This window comes from Achromobacter sp. RW408 (assembly GCF_003184165.1).
GTDB lineage: Bacteria > Pseudomonadota > Gammaproteobacteria > Burkholderiales > Burkholderiaceae_B > Achromobacter > Achromobacter xylosoxidans.
Map to the genome: position 1 here is coordinate 915,738 of NZ_QHHO01000022.1, position 23,267 is coordinate 939,004.

The 23,267-nt window shown below is 61.9% G+C and carries 20 protein-coding genes; 16 read left to right on the top strand and 4 right to left on the bottom strand.

Going from position 1 to position 23,267, the window contains the following annotated elements:
• The 7 genes from ccmC to ccmI form a co-directional block, all read left to right on the top strand.
• Positions 1 to 708, top strand: a 708-nt coding sequence (ccmC, locus tag DK459_RS06595; RefSeq protein ID WP_110134609.1) for a heme ABC transporter permease CcmC, incomplete at its 5' end; no start/stop codon positions are given.
• A complete protein-coding gene (gene ccmD / locus DK459_RS06600; RefSeq protein WP_223203314.1) occupies positions 705 to 917 on the top strand; it encodes a heme exporter protein CcmD in 213 nt (70 codons plus the stop codon). The genes ccmC and ccmD, both read left to right, overlap by 4 nt.
• A complete protein-coding gene (gene ccmE / locus DK459_RS06605; RefSeq protein ID WP_049055551.1) occupies positions 914 to 1,363 on the top strand; it encodes a cytochrome c maturation protein CcmE in 450 nt (149 codons plus the stop codon). The genes ccmD and ccmE overlap by 4 nt, the downstream gene beginning before the upstream one ends.
• Positions 1,360 to 3,351 carry a heme lyase CcmF/NrfE family subunit gene (locus DK459_RS06610; protein WP_054499880.1) on the top strand — a complete coding sequence of 664 codons (1,992 nt, stop codon included), beginning with the start codon at positions 1,360 to 1,362 and terminating at the stop codon, positions 3,349 to 3,351. Before ccmE ends, DK459_RS06610 begins: the two co-directional genes overlap by 4 nt.
• Complete coding sequence (locus DK459_RS06615) at positions 3,348 to 3,881, top strand: DsbE family thiol:disulfide interchange protein (RefSeq protein ID WP_006384807.1); 534 nt, start codon at positions 3,348 to 3,350, stop codon at positions 3,879 to 3,881. The genes DK459_RS06610 and DK459_RS06615 overlap by 4 nt, the downstream gene beginning before the upstream one ends.
• Positions 3,871 to 4,434 carry a cytochrome c-type biogenesis protein gene (locus DK459_RS06620; protein WP_081322336.1) on the top strand — a complete coding sequence of 188 codons (564 nt, stop codon included), beginning with the start codon at positions 3,871 to 3,873 and terminating at the stop codon, positions 4,432 to 4,434. The genes DK459_RS06615 and DK459_RS06620 overlap by 11 nt, the downstream gene beginning before the upstream one ends.
• On the top strand, positions 4,431 to 5,369 hold the full coding sequence (ccmI, locus tag DK459_RS06625) for a c-type cytochrome biogenesis protein CcmI (protein ID WP_110134561.1): 939 nt from the start codon (positions 4,431 to 4,433) through the stop codon (positions 5,367 to 5,369). The genes DK459_RS06620 and ccmI overlap by 4 nt, the downstream gene beginning before the upstream one ends.
• 120 nt (positions 5,370 to 5,489) lie before the next feature.
• On the opposite strand, the gene DK459_RS06630 is transcribed toward ccmI, so the two are convergent.
• Positions 5,490 to 6,032 carry a DNA-deoxyinosine glycosylase gene (locus tag DK459_RS06630; RefSeq protein WP_199234254.1) on the bottom strand — a complete coding sequence of 181 codons (543 nt, stop codon included), beginning with the start codon at positions 6,030 to 6,032 and terminating at the stop codon, positions 5,490 to 5,492.
• A 250-nt stretch (positions 6,033 to 6,282) separates the two neighbouring features.
• Between DK459_RS06630 and DK459_RS06635 the strand changes: the two genes are divergently transcribed.
• Positions 6,283 to 7,146, top strand: coding sequence for a pirin family protein (locus DK459_RS06635; protein WP_006384111.1), 864 nt, complete (start codon positions 6,283 to 6,285; stop codon positions 7,144 to 7,146).
• A gap of 804 nt (positions 7,147 to 7,950) precedes the next feature.
• On the opposite strand, the gene DK459_RS06640 is transcribed toward DK459_RS06635, so the two are convergent.
• Positions 7,951 to 9,192 carry an EAL domain-containing protein gene (locus DK459_RS06640; RefSeq protein ID WP_054500120.1) on the bottom strand — a complete coding sequence of 414 codons (1,242 nt, stop codon included), beginning with the start codon at positions 9,190 to 9,192 and terminating at the stop codon, positions 7,951 to 7,953.
• A gap of 992 nt (positions 9,193 to 10,184) precedes the next feature.
• Here DK459_RS06640 and DK459_RS06645 point away from each other — a divergent pair.
• The 8 genes from DK459_RS06645 (at position 10,185) to DK459_RS06680 (ending at position 21,908) form a co-directional block, all read left to right on the top strand.
• Positions 10,185 to 10,835 (top strand): response regulator transcription factor, encoded by a 651-nt coding sequence (locus DK459_RS06645; RefSeq protein WP_307190344.1) that lies wholly within the window; start codon positions 10,185 to 10,187, stop codon positions 10,833 to 10,835.
• Positions 10,832 to 13,243 carry a transporter substrate-binding domain-containing protein gene (locus tag DK459_RS06650; protein WP_110134563.1) on the top strand — a complete coding sequence of 804 codons (2,412 nt, stop codon included), beginning with the start codon at positions 10,832 to 10,834 and terminating at the stop codon, positions 13,241 to 13,243. Before DK459_RS06645 ends, DK459_RS06650 begins: the two co-directional genes overlap by 4 nt.
• Positions 13,244 to 13,494: 251 nt before the next feature.
• Positions 13,495 to 15,447, top strand: coding sequence for an ATP-binding protein (locus DK459_RS06655; RefSeq protein WP_255412835.1), 1,953 nt, complete (start codon positions 13,495 to 13,497; stop codon positions 15,445 to 15,447).
• A 372-nt stretch (positions 15,448 to 15,819) separates the two neighbouring features.
• Positions 15,820 to 16,371 (top strand): fimbrial protein, encoded by a 552-nt coding sequence (locus tag DK459_RS06660; RefSeq protein WP_070541071.1) that lies wholly within the window; start codon positions 15,820 to 15,822, stop codon positions 16,369 to 16,371.
• 62 nt (positions 16,372 to 16,433) lie between these two features.
• Complete coding sequence (locus DK459_RS06665; protein ID WP_083301369.1) at positions 16,434 to 17,171, top strand: molecular chaperone; 738 nt, start codon at positions 16,434 to 16,436, stop codon at positions 17,169 to 17,171.
• 96 nt (positions 17,172 to 17,267) lie between these two features.
• On the top strand, positions 17,268 to 19,829 hold the full coding sequence (locus DK459_RS06670; protein ID WP_110134565.1) for a fimbria/pilus outer membrane usher protein: 2,562 nt from the start codon (positions 17,268 to 17,270) through the stop codon (positions 19,827 to 19,829).
• A gap of 525 nt (positions 19,830 to 20,354) precedes the next feature.
• Positions 20,355 to 20,987 carry a fimbrial protein gene (locus tag DK459_RS30585; protein WP_158288269.1) on the top strand — a complete coding sequence of 211 codons (633 nt, stop codon included), beginning with the start codon at positions 20,355 to 20,357 and terminating at the stop codon, positions 20,985 to 20,987.
• Positions 20,988 to 21,242: 255 nt separating this feature from the next.
• On the top strand, positions 21,243 to 21,908 hold the full coding sequence (locus DK459_RS06680) for an imm11 family protein (protein WP_353631127.1): 666 nt from the start codon (positions 21,243 to 21,245) through the stop codon (positions 21,906 to 21,908).
• On the opposite strand, the gene DK459_RS06685 is transcribed toward DK459_RS06680, so the two are convergent.
• Together DK459_RS06685 and DK459_RS30735 are read right to left on the bottom strand one after the other, a co-directional pair.
• The gene (locus DK459_RS06685; protein WP_110134566.1) at positions 21,905 to 22,765 is read right to left on the bottom strand and encodes an NmrA family NAD(P)-binding protein; all 861 of its coding nucleotides are present in this window, start codon (positions 22,763 to 22,765) and stop codon (positions 21,905 to 21,907) included. The two genes, DK459_RS06680 and DK459_RS06685, sit on opposite strands and share 4 nt — an antisense overlap.
• 269 nt (positions 22,766 to 23,034) lie before the next feature.
• Positions 23,035 to 23,187 (bottom strand): hypothetical protein, encoded by a 153-nt coding sequence (locus DK459_RS30735; protein WP_024068500.1) that lies wholly within the window; start codon positions 23,185 to 23,187, stop codon positions 23,035 to 23,037.
• Positions 23,188 to 23,267: the final 80 nt, after the last annotated feature.

Sequence of the window (23,267 nt, forward strand, 5' to 3'; positions counted from 1 at the left end):
GGCAGGCTGGTTCCCTGGTGCGCCGGAATCGCGATCGTGCTTGGCGCCTGCGCCCTGGCGATCGGCTTTTTCGTCGCGCCCACCGACGCCACGCAGGGCGAGGTCTACCGCATCATTTTCATCCACGTCGCGGCCGCGTGGATGTCGCTGTTCATCTATCTTCTGATGGCGTTCTGGTCCGCGCTCGGCCTGGTCCTGCGCACCCGCCTGTCGTTCATCATGGCGCGCGCGCTGGCTCCCACCGGCGCGCTGTTCTGCTTCGTCGCGCTCTGGAGCGGCGCGCTGTGGGGCCGGCCCACCTGGGGCGCCTGGTGGGTCTGGGACGCGCGGCTCACCTCGCAACTGATCCTGGGGTTCCTGTACCTGGGTTACCTGGCGCTGACCGCCCTGACCGTCGATCCCCATCGTGGCGACCGCGCCGGGGCGCTGGTGGCGCTGGTGGGCGCCATCAACGTCCCCATCATCTATTTCTCGGTGTCATGGTGGAGCACGCTGCACCAGGGCGCTTCGGTCAGCCTGACGCGCGCGCCGTCCATGGCGGCGACCATGCTGGCCGCCATGCTGTTGATGGCGCTGGCCGCGTGGGCCTACACCGCCGCCGTCGCGCTGGCGCGCGCGCGCGTCATGGTGCTGGAACGGGAATGGCCGGCCGGCTGGGTGCGCGACCTGGCGCGCCGCGAGGCCGCAACACGCAAGGAGCCGGCATGATGCACTGGGAATCCTGGGCCGCGTTCTGGCACATGGGCGGGCGCGCCGGCTACGTCTGGGGCAGCTATGGCGCGCTGGCCCTGCTGGTGCTGGCCGAATGCGCGTCGCTGGCGCGGCGGCGCCGCCGCGCGCTGCGACGCCTGGCCGCGCTCGATCGCGCCAGCCGCCCGGCGGCCAGGGGGCAACGGCGGGACGCGGAACCGGCATGACGACACCCCGCCGCCGGCGCCTGCTTCTGCTGCTCTGTGCGGTCGCGCTGTTGAGCGCGGCGGCCGCCCTGATCCTGACGGCCATGCGTCAGAACCTGGTGTTTTTCCACACGCCCAGCGAAATCGCGCGCGGCGAGGCGCCGCGACAGCGGCTGTTCCGCGTCGGCGGCATGGTGCTGGCCGGCTCGCTGCAACGCGAGGCCGACGGCCTGGGCGTGCGCTTCATCGTCACCGACACCGCCCACGAGGTGCCCGTGGTGTATCGCGGCGCCCTGCCCGACCTGTTCCGCGAAGGCACGGGCGTGGTGGCCCAGGGCACGCTGGACGCCGACGGCGTGTTCACCGCCACCAGCGTGCTGGCCCGCCATGACGAGAACTACACGCCGATCGAAGCGCGCGAAGCCATCGAGCGCGCCCACGATGCCGGCAGGACGGTACAGCCATGATCGCCGAGGTCGGCCACTTTTCCCTGATGCTCGGCTTCGCGCTGGCGCTGGCGCAGGCCATCGTGCCGCTGTATGGCGCCTGGCGCGGCCGCGCGGCGCTGATGGCGGTCGGCCGCGCTGCCGCGCGCGGGCAACTGCTGTTCGTGCTGTTGTCATACGCCTGCCTGCACCTGCTGTTCATCGCCAATGATTTCTCCGTGCGGCTGGTGGCGGACAACAGCCACACCCGCACGCCGCTGATCTACCGCATCACCGCGGTCTGGGGCAACCACGAGGGCTCCATGCTGCTGTGGATCGTCTCGCTGTCGCTCTGGACGGCGGCGGTGACGCGCTGGAGCCGCGGGCTGCCAGAGGCCTTCACGGCGCGGGTCCTGGGCGTGCTGGGCACGGTCAGCGCGGGATTCACCGCCTTCACGCTGCTGACCTCCAACCCCTTTTCCCGCCTGTTGCCCGCGGCGCCGGAAGGCCGCGACCTCAACCCGCTGTTGCAGGACCCCGGCATGATCATCCACCCGCCCTTGCTGTACCTGGGCTACGTGGGCTTCAGCATCGCCTTCGCCTTCGCCATCGCGGCCCTGATGACGGGGCGCCTGGACGCCGCCTGGGCGCGCTGGTCGCGGCCCTGGACCGTGGCCGCGTGGGTCCTGCTGACCGCCGGCATCGCGGTGGGATCAAGCTGGGCCTATTACGAGCTGGGCTGGGGCGGCTGGTGGTTCTGGGATCCGGTCGAGAACGCCTCGTTCATGCCGTGGCTGCTGGGCACCGCGCTGATCCATTCGCTGGCCGTGACGGAAAAGCGCGGCGCGTTCCGCGGCTGGACCGTGCTGCTGGCGATCGGCACCTTCTCGCTGTCGCTGCTGGGCACGTTCCTGGTGCGGTCCGGCGTCGTCACCTCGGTACATGCCTTCGCCACCGACCCGGCGCGCGGCCTGTTCATCCTGTGCCTGCTGGTGGCGGTGGTCGGCGCATCGCTGCTGCTGTACGCCTGGCGCGCGCCGCGGCTGCAGGGTGGCGGCCGCTTCGAGCTCGTGTCGCGCGACGCCGCCTTGCTGGCCAACAACGCGCTGCTGTCGGTGGCCTGCGCGGCGGTACTGCTCGGCACCCTGTATCCGTTGTTGCTCGACGCCCTGGGCCTCGGCAAGATTTCGGTCGGCCCGCCCTACTTCGACACCACCTTCGTGCCGTTGATGACGCCAGTGCTCATCCTGCTGGTGCCCGGCGCCCTGGCGCGCTGGAAGGCCGACACCTGGCAACGGCTGGGGCGCCGCCTGCGGCCGGCCACGCTCGCCAGCGTGCTGCTGGGCCCGGCGCTGGGCTACGGGCTCGGACACTTCACCTGGCGCACCTGCCTGGGCCTGTCGCTGGCGGCCTGGATCGTGCTGGGCAGCCTGCAATTGCTGGGCGAGCGCCTGCGCGGCGGCGGCCGGGCCGGCATCGCCACCCGCCTGCGCGGCATTCCCGGAAGCTGGTGGGGCATGTGGCTGGCCCATCTCGGCCTGGGCGTGTTCATCATCGGCGTCACCATGGTCAACAGCTTCCAGTCGCAACTGGACGTGCGCATGCTGCCCGGCCAGACCGCCCGCCTGGCCGGGTACACCTTCACCTTTGGCGGCGTGGAGCAGGTCGCCGGTCCCAACTGGATCGCCGCGCGCGCCACCCTCGATGTCGCGCGCGGCGGCAAGCACGTCGCCACGCTGCGACCCGAGACCCGCCGCTACGTGGCGCAGGCGATGCCAATGACGCAGTCGGCCATTGACGTCGGCCCCTTGCGCGACCTCTACACCGCCCTGGGCGAAGGCCTGCCCGACGGCAGCTGGATCGTGAACCTGTTCCACAAGCCGTTCATCAGCTGGATCTGGGCCGGCTGCGCGTTGATGATGCTGGGAGGCCTGGCCGCCGCCGGCGACCGCCGTTATCGCAAGCAGGCGTCGCGGCGCGACGCCGCGCCCCCGCAACACACCCGGCGACCGCACAGCGAACAGCCATGAAACTCCGATCCCTCCTGCCCCTGCTGTTGTTCATCGGCCTGACGGCCCTGCTCGCCATTGGCCTGGGGCTGGACCCACGCGAGCTGCCCTCGCCCTTGCTGCGTCGGCCCGCGCCGCCTTTCACGCTGGCGCGGCTGGACGCGCCCGGACGCCAGTTCGGGCTGGACGACATGCGCGGCCAGGTCTGGCTGCTCAACGTCTGGGCCAGCTGGTGCGTCGCCTGCCGCGCCGAACACCCCGTGCTGCTGCGCGCCGCCCGCGAAGGCCGCATCGCCATCGTCGGGCTGGACTACAAGGACGAAGACAGCGCCGCCCGCGAATGGCTGGCGCGCCTGGGCGACCCCTACACCGCCACGGTGGTCGACCCCGGCGGCAAACTCGGCATCGACTATGGCGTGTACGGCGTGCCCGAGACCTTTCTCATCGACGCCCAAGGCGTGATCCGCTACAAGCACGTCGGGCCGGTCACGCAGGACGTGCTCGACAACATCCTGATCCCCCGGGCGCGGGAGGCGCTGAATGAACCCTGACATCCTCCGCGCGCCCCGCCCCGCGCCCCGGCGCGCCGCCTTGGCCGCCGGCTTGCGCGCGGCCTGCGGCGGCGTCGCGCTGGCGCTGGCCATCGCGGCCCGCGCCACGGCCGGCGAGGCGCCCGCCGCCGCGCCCGACCCGGCCCTGGAAGCGCACGTCCAGGCCTTCACGCGCGACCTGCGCTGCCTGGTGTGCCAGAACGAATCGCTGGCGGACTCGCGCGCGCCGCTGGCACGCGACCTGCGCGACGAAGTGCGCCGCCTGTTCCAGGCGGGCCAGGACGATACCCAGGTGCGCCAGTTCCTGGTGTCGCGGTATGGCGACTACGTGCTCTATCGCCCCCCGCTGAAAACCCGCACCGCGCTGCTCTGGATCGGGCCCGGCGTGCTGCTTGCCGGCGCCATGGGCGGCCTGCTGTGGCGCTTGCGACGCCATGCCCGCACGCCGGAGCCGCCCCTGCCTGCGCCACAAGCGCAAGCGGCCCGGGCCCTGCTGGCCGACCTCTCGGAAGACGCCGGTCCGTCCGCTGCCGGCGGGGAGCGCGCTCCGTGACCCTGTTCTGGCTCCTCGCGGCCGGCATGGTCGCCGTCGCCCTGCTGTTCGTGCTGCCGCCCCTGCTGGCGCCGGGGGCCACCGGCCGCCGCGACGGCCCGCCCCAGGCGCAGGCATCCCTGGCGGTATTGCGCGAACAACTGGCGCAATTGCAGGCCGACCAGGCCTGCGGGCGCATCGCCCCGGACCAGTATGCCCAGGCGCTCGCGGAGATCGAGCGGCGCGCCCTGCGCGAAGGCTGCGCAGCGCCAGATCCCCTGGATACCCGGCCCGCGCCGCGCTGGGCCCTGGCCGTGGCCCTGGGACTGGGCGCGATCAGCGTCGGCCTGTATGCCGTGCTTGGCACGCCGTCGGCCCTGGCGCCGGCGCACGCCAGCCTGGACGCGGCGATCCCCGCCAGCGTCGACCACGACGCCAACGATCCCATGGCCGACCGGCTGGCCGGCTTGATCCAACACCTGCAAGCCCATCCGGACGACGCCGCGGCCTGGACGACATTGGCCCACACCTACGCAACGCTGGGAGATTTCGCCGACGGCGCGGCAACCTGGGCGCGCATCGGCGCCCGGGCGCCGCAAGATCCCGGCGTATTGGCGGAGTGGGCCGACCTCCTGGCCACGGCGGCGGACGGCGATTTTTCCGGCGAACCCGACCGCCTGATCGCCCTGCTGCTGACGCTCGCGCCCGACGACGTGAAAGGCCTGGCCCTGGCCGGCACCAGCGCATTTTTCCGGGGCGACTTCCAGCAGGCCATTGACGACTGGGAGCGCCTGCTGCCCTTGGTCGACCCCGACGGTCCCGTCCACGAGCAGCTCCAGGCCAGCCTGGCGCAGGCCCGCCGGGCGGCCGGTCTTGCGGCGTCCGGCGCCGCAGGCGCCGCCTTCCCGCCAGATCCCCGGGTCGTAGGCGCTGGAGGTCGCGGCGGGCAGGACTGACCGGCCGCCTCGCGCACGGCCAAGCCCCGCTCGTATTCCGCTTTTCACATTCCGCTTTCCGCGCTTCGTCTCCGGCCGCATGTCGCGGCACCCGCGCCGCCAACGCCCCAACGCGCAGGCTCAGGCCGGCATCGTCAACGCCTCGCGCCAGGCGGCCAGTTTCTTCTCGAACGATGCGGCCGCGTGGGCCGGGCTGGTGGATGGCAGGTCGACATATTGCAACGGCCGCTGCGGCAGGCGCGGCAGCACATGGCGGCGGTAGAGGCTGGCCGCCTTGGCGCCGTTGAAGCAGACCCGCACCAGGCGTGGATGGGCCCCAAGGAACGCCGCTAAGTCGTTGGGCACCAGGGTGTCGACACGGATGTCCGCATCCAGGCTGCCCGGCCGTTCGCAGGCCCGCAGCACGTCCCAGAGCGCGACGCCGGCGGATCGCAGCGCTTGCAGGCGCCGCGCGTAATCGGCGGCGGGATCGAAGCCGAGCACCTGGGCCGCGATGGGCCAGAAGGCGTTGCGCGGGTGGGCGTAGTAGCGTGCCTGCCGCAGCGACGCCACGCCGGGCATGGAGCCCAGCACCAGGATGCGGGCGTCGGCGGCGGCCACCGGGGCGAAGCCCTGGACTTGGGGAGATCGGTCAGCCACGGCTGTGTCGGCTTGTCGTTGCATGGCGCAAGAATACCCGGGTTTACAGGCCCTTCGTCGCGGGTCGCGCCGGCCGCCGGCACCGCGCCAAGCCCGGAATTCCTCCCCCCCGCCCTCGCTGCACTGGCAACGCTGGCCCGCCTTGGGGCCGTCAGCGTCCTATTGCTGGAACGGTGCTTATCAATGGCGGGGACTACCGCAACCGCCGTCCCGCCCTTATCTTGATAGGTATGACGAACGGCCCCGCAGGGGCCGCGCAACAGGAATGACGATCATGAAGAAGATTCTGGGTGTGCATGCCAGTCCCCGTCCCCACTGGGTGGGCGACGGCTTTCCGGTGCGCTCGATGTTCTCGTACAACGACAAGGGCAAGAACGTCAGCCCGTTCCTGCTCCTGGACTACGCCGGCCCGGCGCAATTCACGCCGGCCACGCAACCGCGCGGCGTCGGCCAGCATCCGCACCGCGGCTTCGAAACCGTGACCATCGTCTACAGCGGCGAGGTCGAGCACCGTGACTCCACCGGCAACGGCGGCGTCATCGGGCCCGGCGACGTCCAGTGGATGACGGCCGCCTCGGGCATCCTGCATGAAGAGTTCCACTCCCCCGCGTTCACCCGCAAGGGCGGCGAGCTGGAGATGGTGCAGCTGTGGGTCAACCTGCCGGCCAAGGACAAGAAGGCCCCGGCCGGCTACCAGAGCCTGCTGAACGCGGATATCCCGGTCGTGTCGTTGCCCGACGATGCCGGCTCGCTGCGCGTCATCGCCGGCAGCTATGGCGGCCAGACCGGCCCGGCGCGCACCTTCACGCCGATCGACGTGTGGGACGTGCGCCTGTCCGCGGGCAAGGCCACGACCTTCGCGATCCCGGCGGGCCGCAACAGCATGCTGGTGATGCTGCGCGGCACGGTGCTGGTCAACGGCGAAGCCGTGGCGCGCGACGCGCAGCTGACGCTGTTCTCGCAGGACGGCGACGAGATCACGGTCGAAGCCAACAACGACGCCGTGTTCCTGGTGCTGAGCGGCGAGCCGATCGACGAGCCGGTGGTGGGGTACGGGCCGTTCGTGATGAACTCCCAAGCGGAGATCGTCGAGGCGATCCAGGACTTCAACGCCGGCAAGTACGGGCAGATGCATTGAAGGATGGGACCGGCGTCGACGCGCCGGTCCTGAATGGAGCCGCGTTTCCTGTTGGGGAAACGCGGCTTTTTGCTTTGATCGGCGGGAAGTGCGAAGGGCTCGTTACGACCCAAAGCGGGCATCAAAGCCTGGTTCAAAAACTTCTCACGGAGCTTTTCTATTTCGCTCGAATTTCGTCAACAGACGCTTGAATTCGGATTGCATCGTAAATGTTCAAATTAAGCTGAGCCGCCGAGAGTTGGCATTTGGTAGAGCCATGGCTAATCAAGCGCCTGAGCTGCTGCTTGGCAAAGCACCGCTGTCGCTGCCAGCAATGCGCCGATGGAGTTCCACTTTGATTGTGCTGCCAAAGTCTCCCGCACTTCCCATCCATCGAATGTCACGCCAGAAAGGTCTGGATTCGTTCCCTTTTTTTCAGCCGCCAGACGCCGCTGCCGGATAGCACTCTCGCGAGATACCTTTACCTGGCTTGCGTAGATCCAAGCCGAGGCTGATGCAAGACTTGAAACGATTTAAATTACTGTCAAGATTCCCATGACTACTTGATCTCTTTAGGAAAGTGTTGGCTAGGTCATCCACAGTATAGGGATCAGCTTGAGCAAGAGCGGTGGCCGGATGTCTCCTTCTAGCCGAAAACGGGCATTTGCGGCACCGCACTGAGACCTGAGCTAGACCGCTTCGGTCTTCTAACGGCCGTAACGACGGTCTGCGGCCGGCCGCCCCCCTGGGTCGGTGCCCATGAAGTTCGACGTTTACGGCAGATTTTCGATTTGCACCAACGATGAAGTCCGCTGAGCGAGGCTACTATGCTGTGCGGCCTTGCGACAAACACAACTGCAGAAAGTCGAGCGGCTCCAACGGTTTCGACAGTGCAAATCCCTGCCCCTTGTTGCAACCGAGCCGGCGCAGGGTAGCGATACTGGACTCGTCCTCGATACCTTCGGCTACCAGATTCATATTCAGCAATCGCGCCAATGAGGAGATGGTCGCAATGATGCCTCGAAGGGGGGCTTTCTGATCGACTTCTTTGACGAAGGAACCATCGATTTTGACCTCATCGAAGGGCATCGTCGATAGCAAGTTAATAGTAGCGAAGCCGGATCCGAAATCATCCAGTGAGGTCAAAAACCCGAGTGCACGTAACGAGTTCAAAGACCCCGACAAAAGGAGGGGGTCTTCAATAGGCAGTTCCTCGGTCAGTTCGATCTTCAGTAAACGGTTAGGCAAACCCGCGTGTTCCATCTTCTGGGCAAGAAATTGAGCAAATCCCTCGGTGCAAATGGTTTTCACCGAAGCATTAACTGCGATCGGAACGCCTACGCCACGTCCGTAAAGGACTTCAAGGATTTCAATAACCTTTTTCTTCACAAATCCAAATAGCGCCAAATTCAGATCTAATCGATTGACGATTGGAATGAACACCGTGGGCGATATGTTACCCAATCGGGGATGTGTCCAACGGGCCAACGCTTCCGCACCCAGTAACGCCTTCGTGTGCAGGTCATACTGCGGCTGCAGGGCGATGTGGAGGCCCGTTCCACCGCTTATTGCTGCAATCAGATCTTCCTCTAGCTGAAGCTCCTCATGTGGCACGATGGGCTGGAGTGGGGGGGTGTGAGTGTTCAAAAGGCGATCCAGGACCGCCGCAACCCTGGCGACCTCATAGCCACGTGTAATGCCGACGCTGATTCCGGCCTGCTGCGCCAGCCTGGCATGAGCCTGAAGCGCTTGCAGCGAAATCCCCGCGCCCCTTTCCAGGTCGGAAGTAGCCTTTTGCGGGTCGTCGATTGAAGATTTCGAGTCCGTTGGAGAGTGCGAGGTATCGGAAGCCGTCTCCATTGACCATAGAACTCGGGGCGGCTCCAGCAGCCTCCCGTCCTTCCTCATTGTTTGTAGCAGACTAGGAAGCATCAGCCCTCCGTTTTCGCCTGGTTGGATGCTGCATACGATTACGTCTATGGCCGTCGTCCGCACCAGTCTTTCTACATCGTCAAGACAAGTTGCATGCTCGAAGCGGGTGATGCCCAAGAGGGTCAGCGTGTCCATGACTTCACGAGCCTGCTCGGGCTTCGGTGTGAACGCGATGACGCTGACTTTCCGCGGGCCCGTGGGGGATGCTTCCTCTATGTGTGGGTGTCCCATGTATGTCGCTCGGGTGAATTTCTGTGTCAGCGACTGTAGGGCTCTGAGAGAATTTAGGAAATAAGAATGGGACGAAAATTGGTTGGGGAGATCGCTTTCGTGTGAGGCCAATCTGGGAAGCGAGGAGCGAACTTGGTGCTGACGCACACCTTTGGCAATCAGGCGATGCGTTTATTGGCAATTCTTGACGTTCTAGGGCGCGTTTTATCGGATTTTAGGAGTGCGCTGATTTTTTCTGGAATGGGCTATTTGTATAGTTCCTATTATGCGAGGTCGGCATCGCGAGCGGCACTTAAACGGGCATTGCAGTTCAGTCAAGCGTACGAAGCGGGATCCGCCGCGCGTGAATCTGCCACAGGCGCCCAATGTCCGCCAGAGATTCGAGTACATCGCGAATTTGATACGGCCCTACGCTATGAGTCGCCGTTGGGCGCGACGCGTACGACAATTGAACTCTTGACCGCATTCGTGACCGTCGATAGTCGACCGGGTCAGCTTGGCATGGGCATGGGCATGGCCGCGGCCGGCGCGCCTGAAGGGCAAGTTGGCAGTTCCGGTGCGGTCATGCACACGTGCGGTGTGTCATTGAGCGACTTCCTTGCGATAGCGTGCGGCGCAGCGTGCCAGAGGCAATTTAAAGGCACATTGAACGTGGTCTGTTGCGCCTCGCCAAGGAACGTAGTCGGTGTCGCCTAGCCGGCTCCTGACCATTGAGGTTGCTCTTCACCCGGTGTGGCACGCTTGATCACACGGGCCCCGCCTCGTCATCTTGCTTGGCGACGGGATTCGTAGTATTTATCAACCAATCCAGAGAAATCTATCGGACCAGTCCGAACGGATTCTCGTTAGGACTAGGGGCGACTATTGTGTCGAACAACTTGGTAGGTTGCGTACGCGTGGCTATCTTGGACGATCATGCCGTGGTTCGGAACGGTTTGGCTGCCTTTCTGAAATCCGAAGCGGGCATAGACGTTGTCGGGGTCTACAACAGCAGCCGCGCAATGATCGAGGGGATCACGCAGAAGCCGGCCGATGTGTTGGTAGTCGACTATGCGCTTGGTCCCGACGACATGGACGGCGTAGCTTTGATCCGCGCACTGCGCATCAAGTTCCCGACCTCGCGTCTTGTTGTGCTATCGGCTCACAGCGATCCGGCTACTGTTGCCTTGGTCCTGAGGGCGGGAGTGCGAGGATTCATATCAAAGATGGAGGACATGTCGGAGATCACTCGTGCCATTCGGGTGGTGGCTGGTGGTGCCGTCTTTCTTCAGCCTGAAATGACGCTCCGTTTGGCCGACGCAACGACGAGCCATGCTCCTGAACAGAATGACGCTTCGGACGATGCTGTCTATGGAGCTGCTCTATCGGTGCGCGAGCGGGAGGTCATTCGCTGCTTTCTCGACGGAATGACCGTGACGCAAATTGCGGAGAAGTTCAATCGGAGCATTAAGACGATCAGTAGCCAGAAGGCGGCAGCGTTTCGAAAGCTCGGCGTAACGTCCAACAACGGGCTGTTCAAGGTCCGCCATATCATCGACTCCCTATGACTTCGCAGACGCCCCTGGGGCATTTCCTGGGAGCGTTGCTGTTGATCGGAACGAGCCTTTTTGCGCAGCTGGCTTTGGCTGATCATCCTGCGCTTCTTTCCGAAGAAGAGCGTGCTTGGATAGTCGAGAATCCGATCGTGGTAGTGGGCGTTAGAACGAACGTTGCTCCCCTGGAATACGTAGAGAATGGCCAGCTGAAGGGATTGTCGGCGGAGTATCTTAAGGCGGTCAGCAGGCTGACTGGCCTCAAGTTCAAGACCAAGGAAATAAGCGACGCGTCCACGTATCAGTCGAAATGGCTGGCAGACGGCGTTGTGGACATGGTCGCGCTTGCCGCCCGCAACATTCAGCCCACTTCGGGCGCGTCTGATTCGCTGTTTACCGCACCCTATTACGTCAGCGCGACGATTATCGTTACGCGCGCGCGTGCTCCTATCATGATGGATCTGGGCGAACTGGACGGGCGCACCGTGGCAGTGCCAAGACACAGCCCATATGAGGCGAAGTTCCGTGAAGTGTTGCCTGGCGCAAAATTCGTAAGCGGCGACGGGGCTGAGGGGACGCTTGAGATGGTGGCGACAGGGAGGGCAGATGCCGCAATCGCCCTGGACGGATTTCTTTCTCCTGTGCTGTCGTCCCGCTATAACGGCCTCCTGCAAATATCCGGTGTGATCTCGTCAGTGTTTGCCGAGTTGAGCATGTCGGTTTCGAAGAACAGGCCGATGCTCTATTCCATTATTCAGAAGGCGCTGCAGCAGATCACGGCGGAAGAGTCCTACCGAATGAATGAGGCGTGGCTCGAACAGGCCCGGTTTGGTGAGCCGTCGCTGGAGGTGCTCGTCCGGCATTACGGTCCACAGGGGCTGATGCTCACTGGGGTGTTTCTCTTGCTTGGCGGACTGGCCTACGCTTGGCGGCGCGAGCACCTTCGGGCGGTCAGGGGCGAAGCTGAGAAAGCGATGTTTCTCGCCGTCATGAGTCATGAAATTCGATCCCCCATGAACGCGGTGCTCGCTTCGGTTGAGTTGTTGCAGCGCACCCCGTTGGACGATGTGCAGCAGCGATTGCTCGGTTTGGCCTGCCAGGGCGGTGAGTCGCTGCTGCGGTTACTCAATGATGTGTTGGATGTGAGCAAGTTGGAGGCGGGAAAATTTGTGCTGGAGTATGAACCGGCCGACATTGTCGCGCTAGTGCGGGAAGTGCTCGATTCTCTCCGGAAGCAGGCTGAGGAAATGGGCGTCGAGCTCGTCTTTGCCGTGCCCGATCCTATCGGTTTTCTGATGCTGGATACGTCCAGAACGGCACAGATTCTGCAAAACCTGGTGTCCCATGCTATCGGCTCTACCCCCCGCGGGTCGGTTACGGTCAAGGTGACTATCTCGCCCGCCGAGGATTCCGCATCTGGCGGTGTGCTACGTATCGAGGTCTCGGACACGGGTAGCGGAATTGATGGGCAGGGCTATTTCCAATCGTTCCTATCCAACGCGCCGTGGAGGCGATCGATGAGGGGCCGCCTCGGCGGAGCGGGCCTCGGATTGCTGCTTTGCCGTGAACTTATCTCGCGCATGAATGGTGACATCATGGTATGCAGTGTGCCAGGGGCAGGCACGACGGTCGCTCTATCGTTGCCGGTTCGGCATGTAACCGAGAACAATGGAGCGGCGGCGCAGTCAGAAATTCCGGTGCGCCGGCCCGAAGTTGGACATCCGGTCATTCTTCTCGTAGAGGATACGCCCGCGAACCAGTTTCTGATTCAAGCGCAGCTAGAGCGACTCGGGTGCAGATTCCGCATGGCGGCTAATGGCGAGGAGGCCATGCAGGCCTTCGAGCAGGAAACGTATGACCTGATCCTGTTGGACTGCAATTTGCCCGATACGGACGGTTATCGGCTCGCCCAGCAATTCCGGGTGGATGAGGCCAAGCTCGGTGCCAGGCGATGCGCAATCATCGCGATCTCGGCGATAACGGGCAGCGCGCACGCCTTGCGCTGCTTAAACGCGGGTATGGACGGAGTACTCAGCAAGCCAATTGGCCTGGCTAAACTGCAAAGCACCATCGAGAGCTTTTGTGGCGTTCTGTTGACTGAGTCGACAGATGCCTCCAACACGCGAGGATGCTCGGCGCAGGCGATGGATTCCGGTGTGGCGCTACGTCTTGTGCAAGATGATCTCCGCTTGTTGGACGCTGCATTGGCTGAGGCCGATTTTGCCAGAGCGAAGCATCATGCACACCGCGTGCTTGGTGCAAGCATGAGCTTGGGACTATCGGCTCTGACTGGTTTGGCTAAAGGGCTCGAGGATTTGCTCGAGGCAGGCCAGGACATGGACGCCGAAGACGTCTATCAGGTGCTCAAAGACGCGAAATTGGAACTTGAGCGTCTTATCGCCGCTGACAAGGGCTTCCATTGAGACAGGGGCATTTAACCGAGTCCCCCGACGGACTCGACGGGGCTAGGTGGCGCGACCGCGTACGCAAGTGGATCCTTATCTTGGTCTGCGCGGCGTGTTCCAGCGTATTCGTTGCGGTTCTGCTTCTAGGCGCGGCCGATCTTAAAAATCCGAGCAGATCCCCTTCCGCAAATCCGACCGTGCAGCCAAAGCCGGAGCTCAGCCACGCAGAGCAAGCTTGGATAGCCGCCAACCCGGTTGTGAGGGTCGGCGTGATGCCCAATAGGAGCCCGCTTGAATACATGGATGACGGCATCGTACGTGGCTTGCCTAAGCAGTACCTCAATGAGGTCGGTCGTCGCACTGGATTGGTCTTCACCTTCAGACCGACCCAGGGCACGAAGTCTCGGTTGGATTGGTTGAAAAGTGGGGAGATCGATATGTTATCGATGGCCTCACGAAACCTTGGGCGGGTCGCCAACGAGCCAGGAGTGCTCTTCACGCCTGCTTACATCGTCAGTGCTGCGGTCGTGGTGACGAGGGCGCGCGATCATGCAGTCACGGAGTTGGACGCGCTTGCCAATAAGACCGTCGTGGTTCCCGAGGAGGGACCGTACGCCGAACTGCTAAAGGGTGTGGCAGGAAAGGTAAAGTTGACCTCCGAAACACGAAGCACCGCAGTGTTGGACATGGTGGCAGAAGGCGACGCGGACGCTACGGTAGGAACGGAACTCTTCTTGGTTCCCTATCTGAACCGTCGCTATGTAGGGACGCTGCAGATTGCCGGGGTGCTCTCTTCCATGACCGCTGAAATTGCCATGGCCGTCTCCGAGGAAAAGCCATTGCTTTGGTCCATTCTGCAAAAGACGCTGCGCTCAATCTCCGTCGAAAGAGCGGCTGAACTGCGGCAATCCTGGCTCGAGGAGATTGACCTGGGCGCACCGTCGATGGCGGTATTGGTTCGGCACTATGGCACGCAGGGCCTAGCGGCTTTGACTACGCTATTGCTGCTGGGCTTTTTTTCGTATCGAACGTGGCGAGAGTACCGAAGGGCAGTAAGAAGCGAACGGGAAAAGGAGATCTTTCTCTCCGTGATGAATCAAGAAATACGGACGCCCATGAACACTGTTCTGGCATCGGTGGAGTTGCTACAGGGCACGTCGATGGACGATCGGCAGAGACACTTGGCCGGTTTGGCCGACAGCGGAGCTGGCGCGCTGTTGCGCTTGTTGGATGGTGTACTTGATATCTCCAAGTTGGAGGCTGGAAAGGTCGTGCTCGAGTACGTGCCCACGGACATCTCAAATCTGGCGCGCGATGTTGTCGACCTGCAGAGATTGCGGGCACAAGAGAAGGGCATCGGGCTGAGTTTGACGGTTCCCGAAGCGAGCCCAATTTTGATGCTAGATCCGACACGCACGAATCAGATTCTTCATAACCTGGTTTCCAACGCGATCAAGTTCACGGAACGCGGGGGCGTTGACGTCCAAATAGCGGTCTCCAACGTAAGTGATGGCGAGCATCGCAGAGCGCTCGAGTTGCGCGTCTCTGACACCGGTATCGGCATATCGGAATCGGCGCAGGCGGCTTTGTTTCGCCCCTATTCGCAAGTCTTCGGTTCGCCGTCTCGTCGGCCGGGTGGGACCGGCTTGGGATTGTTAATTTGTCGAGAATTGGTCTCGCTCATGAAAGGCAAGATCGCACTACGCAGCTCGACAGGCGTGGGGACGACGGTGACGGTAACGCTTCCTGTCGATCTTTGTGTGTCGGGCGCGGTTGACGAGCCGGAGGCCCGGGTGGTGAGTTCATCAGGCGAGCGCCTTAGAGTTTTGCTCGTCGAGGGGCTACCCGCGAACCAAGCTGTGCTACAGATGCAACTTGCGAGTCTCGGATACGACGTTTCGGTGGCTGGCGATGGCGCTCGAGCGCTTCAAACGTATCTGCAAGGGTCCTGTGATCTGGTGTTGATGGATTGCGATCTGCCGGATATTGACGGTTATGCCCTGGCTCGGGAGTTCCGCCGTCACGATGCTTTGCGGCGAAAGTCCGCCCTTCCCATCATTGCAATTTCGGCGGCAACCGGAGCAGAGCACGCCCTGCGTTGTGTGGAGGCTGGTATGGATGGCGCTATCAGTAAGCCCATTCGGCTGGCCAAGCTGAGAAACGCCATTGAAAGATGGGGCGGCAGCAGGGCATCTGGGATTACGGACGCAGATACACGCTAGAGCGCCTGGCTCTCGCGCACCCTCTTGCTTCGGGCTGAGATGGCGACGATCCGGCCATCAAGGCCGGTAAAGCGCCGTTCGTGCCCCGGGGGCCGGCGCGGGGCGAAGGAGCCGTTCCAGTCTCGCAGCGATGCCATGCGCACAGGGCCACCCTCGATCAGCGCCAGCTGGAACGACAGGAACAGGTCTTGAGCCTCGCAGCGCGTCGATCTTTATCCCCGTGATATACCCCGCATGAAAAAGACGAGCCGAAATTTCGGAGTGCGCCCTATGTCCCGCGCGAACGTCGGTTGATAGCATGGATTTGTTGCCAAGATTCATCTGCGCAACGTCAATTCAAACCGATCTCACCTCGCAAATTTATCGCTCACTATGAATCGTCTTCTCCTCGCCTCGTCGATCCTGGCTATTTCCGCCGTCACTCCCACACTGGCGCTGGCGCAATCAGCGAATCCCAACGGCGGCACGATCACCATCAACGGTGAAATCACGGCTCAGACCTGCAAGATCGAAAATGGTAGCGGCGACATTACCGTTACCCTGCCCAAGATCGCCGCTGGTCGCATGCAAGCCGCTCAGACCGCAGGCGCTACGCGCTTCATGATTCGCTTGACGGAGTGCGAACCGAACTCGGGGGGCGTGCGCGCGTTCTTCGAGCACAGCACTGGCGTTACCGCGGAAGGGCGTTTGACCAACCTCGCCACGGGTACTGCTGCCACCGGAGTGCAGGTCGAGTTGTTCAACATTACGAACGACAATCAAATCAATATCGGTGCTACTGCGGACACGCAGAATACCGACTTCGTGGATATCGCAACGGGTGCTGCGACGCTGACGTATGGCGCGCGCTACTACCGCACGGCGCCGACTGTGACTGCGGGTCTGGTACGAGCTCAGGCTGTTTACTCGTTGAACTACCGCTAATCTCCCCAGGGCAGCTTTCGGGTCGCACGCGTTCTGTGGCCCGTTGCTCGCCTTCACTCATCATGATCCATTCCTTTTTGTGCGCATCTCTGCGCCGAATCACCGTCGGGTTCGCCGTTTCCAGCATGTTCTTCGCTTTGCCTAGCTGGGCGGCGGTCGTCATTCATGGCACACGCGTCGTGTACCCGGCGGCGGAGCCTGAAGTGTCTATTCGATTGGAGAATTCCGGGTCGGCGCCCTCGTTGGCGCAAATCTGGATCGATGACGGCGATGCTGCGATGAATGCAACTGACGCGCAGGTGCCGTTCATTCTGACGCCGCCCATGGCTCGAGTTGATCCTGGCAAGTCGCAAATCGTGCGGATTCTTTACTCGGGCGAGGCGCTCAAGGGTGACCAGGAGCGTTTGTATTGGTTCAACGTGCTCGACATTCCTCCTGAGTCCAGCGAACAAGATACCAACAAGCTGCAGCTCGCGTTCCGCTCGCGTATCAAACTATTCCTGCGCCCGGCTCAGATGACCGAGGTGGTGGAGGATGCGTCAGCCAAGCTTTCTTGGAAGGTTCGGGACGGCGGCTCGATCGAGATTTACAACGGCTCGAAGTTTCATATCACCTTCTCTGCAGCGAGCGTCAAAGTCCCTTCGCAAGAACTGGTATTTGACGACCAAGCGATGCTGGCGCCCGGCCAGACGATGACGGTGCGCCTCAAGCACGGGGCCGCAAGTACTGGCGACAAGGTGAACTTCACCATCATCAACGACTACGGCGGCCAAACCAAAGGCGAGTCCTTCTTGCAGTAGCCGCTGCCCAAAACGAGCAGGTGCGAGCGCTTGGTGCACTTTTTCTGCGCCTGTTTCGACGCGAATTGACTCTGCTGCGTGTTTCCAGAAAAGACTATGAATAGCGTTCTCTCGCAGCGACCGCGTCATCGCGTTTGCCGAAAATTTGCCGGGACCATGACTTTAGCCTTTAGCGCGACGATAGCGGTTCAAGCGCAGGAGGTCCGGTTCAACCAGGGCTTTCTCCGGTCGGTGGGTGGGCCGATGGATGTGAGCCGCTTTGAGCAGGGCAACTCCGTCCTGCCAGGCGCTTATGGCGTTGAGGTCTATCTAAACGACGATTGGCTTGGCAAAAGCACGGTTGTTTTTCAGCAGGAAGCAGGGGCGCCAACGGCACGCCCATGCTTCGACCTGCCCTTTTTGCGCCGGCTTGCCGTCAATGAAGGCAAGATCGGCGCGACAATCGCAGACTTGGATGCCGGAGCGTGCGGAGACCTCAGCGAGTTGTTGCCTGGGAGCCGCTACAGCTACGACGCCGGAGAGCAACGACTGGATATCACTATCCCGCAGGCGATGCTCCTACGCGGCGCCAGGGGTTATGTAGACCCGACGCTGTGGGATGACGGGATTTCCGCGGGTTTGCTAAATTACAACTGGAATTTCTATTCCACTAAGCCTCGCTCGGGCGCATCTGATAGCTTCAGTTACTTGGGGTTGAATGGCGGGGTCAACGTTGGCGCATGGAGATTTCGCCATCAGGGGAACTATTCCTGGAGCAATCGAACGGGGTCTGACTACACCAGTAATCAGACGTACTTATCGCGCTCGGTACTTCCTCTGAAGGGACAACTGTTGGTGGGGGACGCCTTTACCGATGGCCGCTTGTTTTCGTCGATCGGCTTCCGCGGCGTCCAGTTAAGTTCCGATGAGCGAATGCTGCCGCAATCCCAACGGGGATACGCTCCAGTCGTGCGGGGCATTGCGAATTCGAATGCCAGAGTGCGAATCCTTCAGTCTGCGAATGTGATCTATGAAACCACGGTTCCGTCCGGGCCATTCGAGATTTCCGATATCTATCCCAATGGCTTCGGTGGTGACCTGACCGTTGAAGTCACAGAAGCGGACGGTCGTGTGCTGGTTTCGCGCGTGCCATACGCCGCGACCGTCAATTCGTTGCGGGAAGGGGGAATCCGGTATCAGCTCACGATTGGACAATACCGCGATCGACAGCTCTCGGAAAAGCCGACCTTCGTGCAGGGAGGCTTGACCTATGGCTTCAATAACCTGTTGACGGGGTACGGCGGATTCATCGGCTCGGCTAACTATCGGGCAGCGGTCGCGGGCGCCGCGGTTAACACGCATCTTGGCGCCTTCGGCTTGGACGTGACGGGAGCGAATGCGGACCTCGGCTCCAGGGAGTCCACTACCGGCCACAGTATTCGCCTTGGGTACTCGAACTATGTCGATGCCACGAAAACCAATGTGTTGATTGCCGCGTACCGATACTCCACACGGGGCTATCGCGAATTCGGCGAGGCGATGGCGTTTCGCCAATGGCAGGGAACGGGCGGGTATACCGATTTACATGCCCGTAGAAACCGATTGCAGGCCAATGTTTCGCAGCAATTGGCGCCGGGTTACGGGTCCGTGTATATGACCGGATCTGTCGAGGACTACTGGAAAAAATCAGGGCGCGGGACAGAGGCTAGCGCGGGCTATTCGAACAGCTATCGTTCGATGACGTACTCAATTTCAGTTGCTCGGCGTCTGGATGTCTTCTCGCAACGTTGGGAAAACCAGTACATGTTGAATCTCTCTTTTCCTCTTGGCGGACGAGAGTCCACTAACTATGCCTCGACAACATTGCAACGAAACTCCAACGGCACGGCGACTGCCTCGCAGACGGTATCAGGCATGCTTAGCCGAGATCGGAATCTTACCTATAGCGTTACAGCCAACTCACAACGCAGTGGTGGTTCGCGCGACGCCAATGTTAGTGGATCTCTTGACTACACCGCCGTCGGGACCCGAGTGAACGTCAGTGCGGGTACTGGAAGGAATTACACCCAGGCTGGTGCCAGTCTGAGTGGCGGCATCGTTGCGTATGGGGGGGGCGTCGCATTCTCTCCGGTTCAAGGAGACACCTATGCTGTACTGGAGGCTCCGGATGGCGCAGGAGCCAGCATTGGAAATGTGCCGGGCCAGCGTCTGGACGGGCGCGGCAGGGCTCTGGTGTCAAACCTTCTGCCGTATGAATACAACTCCATCACTATTGACCCCAAGGGGCTCCCCCTGGGGGTGGAGTTTAAGTCGACGGAACAGCGTGTGGTTCCGACTGCTGGCGCAGTTGTCCTGGTACCGTTTGATACGGTGAATCGTGGCAGGACGGTTGTTTTGCACGTCCGGCGCGCCGATGGCAAACCACTGCCTTTCGGTGCTCAGGTGTTCGACGCCAACGGCAAGACGGTCGGCGTCGTCTCGCAGGGTAGTCGGATCCTCGCCAACGGATTGCATGTGGGGCCGGCGACCCTCATCGTCAAATGGGGTGACGGTGACACGGGCCGTTGCACCATTACCTCGGAGATTCCGGAGCCCAAGGAAAAAGGGCAACGTATGCAGGTTGTCGAAGGGTTGGAGTGCTTACCTTTCGCTTCGCCCGACTCGCGGGTGAGCCCTTAGTCCACCGGAGCGGCTTTACGCCAAAAAAGTATGAATGCAAAATATATCTCACTCTTTCGTTGTCCTCCCCTTATCTTCATTAGCTTGTTGCTGGCGTGCGTTACCACGCCTGCTTTTTCGCAACAGACGGTTGGACCCCAGACGGCCAGTTGCACCAGCGCATCGCCCACGACGATGACACTGCAATTGCCGGCCAGCATTTCCGTTCCCCGTGATCAGCGCCCAGGGGAAGTCATTGCACTTACCAATTGGGTATCTGTGGATGAATTGAGCAGAGGGGTCTGCTCGTTTCAGGGTACTACAACAGCCACCCCCGCCGCGGCTGCGGGATACAGCGGCAGATTTTCGCTGCCCGCCCCAGTTCGCACTTACGTCGAGAACGGCATCACATATTCCGTATATGCTCTGAACGGAGCGCCCGGTGTTGGCGCTATCTTCTCCATCCGTCCGCGTCAACGGATCCTCACACCGCCTGGTTGTGGCGATATATTCCCTGAGCGGACTCAGCAGTCGCAATTTGACAGAATGGATTCCACCTCCATCTGCACCGGAAATGTGGCATCGCGGTATGCTGTGGGGATTACTGTTCGTGCCAAACTTATTCGCTACGCTCCTATTGTCGACGGTACACGGATAAATCCGACGGTCGTTTTCGATGGGTATCCATTAATTCGTAGCGCGGGAACCACTCAGCCCGGTTCGCCCGTCCTTCCTTCAAATTTGCGAGTTATTCTAGGCGCAACCACCATCAACGTGCTCACCTGCTCGACTCGTGACGTACAGGTGAATATGGGTCGAGTGGCAAGATCGGACTTCAATGGCGTTAATGGGCCGCTGCGTTCCTTTGCCATCAACCTCAATTGCCCGGCAAACATGAACAGAGTCACCGTCCGGGTAGATCCAAACACGGCGGAAATCGGCAACCAAGGCGTTGTGGCATTAGACGCTCAGTCTTCGGCCACAGGGGTGGGAGTTCAGCTCCTGACGGGATCGGGGGCGGCGTTTCCTTTGCGAACAGCAGTACCTGTGAGTCAATATAACCCTGTCCAGAGCGGTTCTTTCGATATTCCTGTACAGGTTCGATATGTGCAAGTCGGTGGAGCGATTTCTGCTGGTACGGCCAACACGACCATGATGTTCACCTTGACGTACGAATAGAGTATGGAGGGCGCTCGCGCCTATATTTGATCGCAGGCACGTGCTGTACGCTCTGGAGAGGGTAGTCGTCGACCTCGCGCTTTGAGGCCGGCGTCCGGGGAGTTTCAGGAGATCGACCTCAACGACATAGGAATCTGCTCCACGAGGCGCACGCCAACATGCGAGCAACACCGCCGCGCGCGGCCGAGCTTGTGGCCGCGCCAAAGCCCGGCTAGGATCGGCTCAACCGCATTCCCGTTGCGCCCCCCCGCGTCCGTGATGGAAGCCACCGTGACCGAACCCAGCGCCATTGAAGTTTCAGCCGACGCCGCATCCCATAAGGGCGAATTTTTCCTGATCGACGCCAGCGTCTTGGAAAACGGCAGGGTTCCCGGCATAGAAATCGCCAACGAAGGGAAGCTGATCGATCCGGGGATGAATGTCGTCGCGCGGCCTGATGGAATGCCAGATCAGTATCCGGAGCGTCCCCACCTGGTTCATGTACCGGCGAAGGGCGCAATGCCACGCGATCTGGAAGCGCTCGCCGGCATATGGATTGTGTCGGAGCCGTTGAAGCAACTGTTTGAGCAGTTGGACGCCGAGGCGTTTGCATTTGTGGCATGCGACTTCAGCCTTGCCGACGGCAGCCCTGCCCCTCCGTACTATCTGGGCAATGTGCTGCGCAGACTCGATGCCCTGGATGAAGCCTCTTCTCGCGTGAGGATCAAGCTCGACCACAATTATCAGACCGGCGAGAACGAGAAACTTTATAGCCTCGTCGGCGGGGCCAGCTTGGTGTTCAAACAGGATGTTGTGGGAGCTGCCCATATCTTCCGGCAGGATCGCATGGGAGCGCCTCCCATCTGCGACCGCGCCATGTTTGATGCATTGCGCGCGGCCAACTTCTCCGGCGTACGGCTGCGCGATGTCGCCGATATTTAGAGCGGGGCCACCAGGTCCCGAATGTAAGCCTCCAGCGTGGTCGATCCGCGCAGCGGGGTGTCCGACAAGTCGAAGCCGCTATCGACGCTCACCTCGGTCATACGGGCATAGGATTCAGCGGCGGCTTCAGAAAATCCCTGGCTGACGAACGTCTGCCGCCATGCCGCTCGCGGTACGACGCGGACCTCGACCGGCCGGCCCAAGGTCTCGGCGAACGCTCGCGCTACGTCGCTGGGTGTATACCGCCTCGGGCCTTCTACGTAGCGAACGCCGCGGTCGTCGAGAGACGTCATTAAACGGGCGGCCGCGACTTCGCCCAGATCTTTCGGCGCGACCATCGGGATGGCGAGATCCGCCGGGAAAAGACTGGGCAACACGCCGGTGTTGCGCACCGTTTCGAGTAACCCGTCCCAGTTGCTCATGTAGTAAGCAGCACGGTTCACGGCCGCCGGCAACGCCAGGGCCCGTAGCCCTTCTTCCAGCTCCCACAGCACGTTCAAATCGCCAATGCGGCTGCCCGGCCGGGCGCCGCCCGTCGATTCGGCAACGACTTTTTCAAGCCCGGATCCCTCGAGCGCGGCGAGTATGTTCGCAACGGTATGTCTTTCGACGACGTCGGTGTCGGTGGTGGTGTCCGCCGGAGGATTCAGTAGAAAAGCGCGTCGGCCACGCCGGAACGCGGCGCGTAATGACGCCACGTCTTCCACATTGGCCTGGACAATGTCGGCGCCCCGAGCGCGCCAGTGCGCGGCGCGAGCCGCCGAGCGGGTGACTATGGTTACCTCCGCACCAAGCGCGAGCAAAGCGCGCGCGGTTGCCGCCCCGACGTGGCCGGTCCCCCCCATGATGATGTACATGTGTATGTCCTCCGGTTGATGCGGGTTGCGCGCGTCCCGGCATCCGGGCCGCGCCTCACCGAGTCAAACAGATTTCCCGGCTATCGCTGGCCACATTGTGTAACGGCGGTACCCCTCGGAGTAAAGGACGCCCGCTGAGACTTGGCGCAGAACGCAGTGCGCCGAATGCCGGCCATCGCGCCGACACAGTCAAACCGAAACCGCGAGGCTTGCGAGCGCTCATGCAGACGAACTGGAATATGAAGCCTCGCAATAGCAACGAGGCATCCCTACGTTGCCTTCATCTCCTTCTCTTTCTCCTTCGCCAGCTTTTCCTTGTCCTTTTTTGCCCCGTCGTAATGGGACTTGATGGCCAGAAACATGCCCGTGCCCAACACGAGGATCTTGAACGTACCGAAGATTACAGGGACCCAAAAATTCATCATTTCCTCAAAACGCTACGTCAGCAGCTGCAAGCGGGAGTGGGACGAGTGAGCGCCACGAGTCCCATGGACAGGTCGAA

Coding starts and splice junctions, on each gene's coding strand:
- ccmD (WP_223203314.1), top strand. CDS start 705: ATGATGCACTGGGAATCCTGGGCCGCGTTCTGGCACATGGGCGGGCGC.
- ccmE (WP_049055551.1), top strand. CDS start 914: ATGACGACACCCCGCCGCCGGCGCCTGCTTCTGCTGCTCTGTGCGGTC.
- DK459_RS06610 (WP_054499880.1), top strand. CDS start 1,360: ATGATCGCCGAGGTCGGCCACTTTTCCCTGATGCTCGGCTTCGCGCTG.
- DK459_RS06615 (WP_006384807.1), top strand. CDS start 3,348: ATGAAACTCCGATCCCTCCTGCCCCTGCTGTTGTTCATCGGCCTGACG.
- DK459_RS06620 (WP_081322336.1), top strand. CDS start 3,871: ATGAACCCTGACATCCTCCGCGCGCCCCGCCCCGCGCCCCGGCGCGCC.
- DK459_RS06630 (WP_199234254.1), bottom strand. CDS start 6,032: ATGCAACGACAAGCCGACACAGCCGTGGCTGACCGATCTCCCCAAGTC.
- DK459_RS06635 (WP_006384111.1), top strand. CDS start 6,283: ATGAAGAAGATTCTGGGTGTGCATGCCAGTCCCCGTCCCCACTGGGTG.
- DK459_RS06640 (WP_054500120.1), bottom strand. CDS start 9,192: ATGGACACGCTGACCCTCTTGGGCATCACCCGCTTCGAGCATGCAACT.
- DK459_RS06650 (WP_110134563.1), top strand. CDS start 10,832: ATGACTTCGCAGACGCCCCTGGGGCATTTCCTGGGAGCGTTGCTGTTG.
- DK459_RS06660 (WP_070541071.1), top strand. CDS start 15,820: ATGAATCGTCTTCTCCTCGCCTCGTCGATCCTGGCTATTTCCGCCGTC.
- DK459_RS06665 (WP_083301369.1), top strand. CDS start 16,434: ATGATCCATTCCTTTTTGTGCGCATCTCTGCGCCGAATCACCGTCGGG.
- DK459_RS06670 (WP_110134565.1), top strand. CDS start 17,268: ATGAATAGCGTTCTCTCGCAGCGACCGCGTCATCGCGTTTGCCGAAAA.
- DK459_RS30585 (WP_158288269.1), top strand. CDS start 20,355: ATGGATTCCACCTCCATCTGCACCGGAAATGTGGCATCGCGGTATGCT.
- DK459_RS06685 (WP_110134566.1), bottom strand. CDS start 22,765: ATGTACATCATCATGGGGGGGACCGGCCACGTCGGGGCGGCAACCGCG.
- DK459_RS30735 (WP_024068500.1), bottom strand. CDS start 23,187: ATGAATTTTTGGGTCCCTGTAATCTTCGGTACGTTCAAGATCCTCGTG.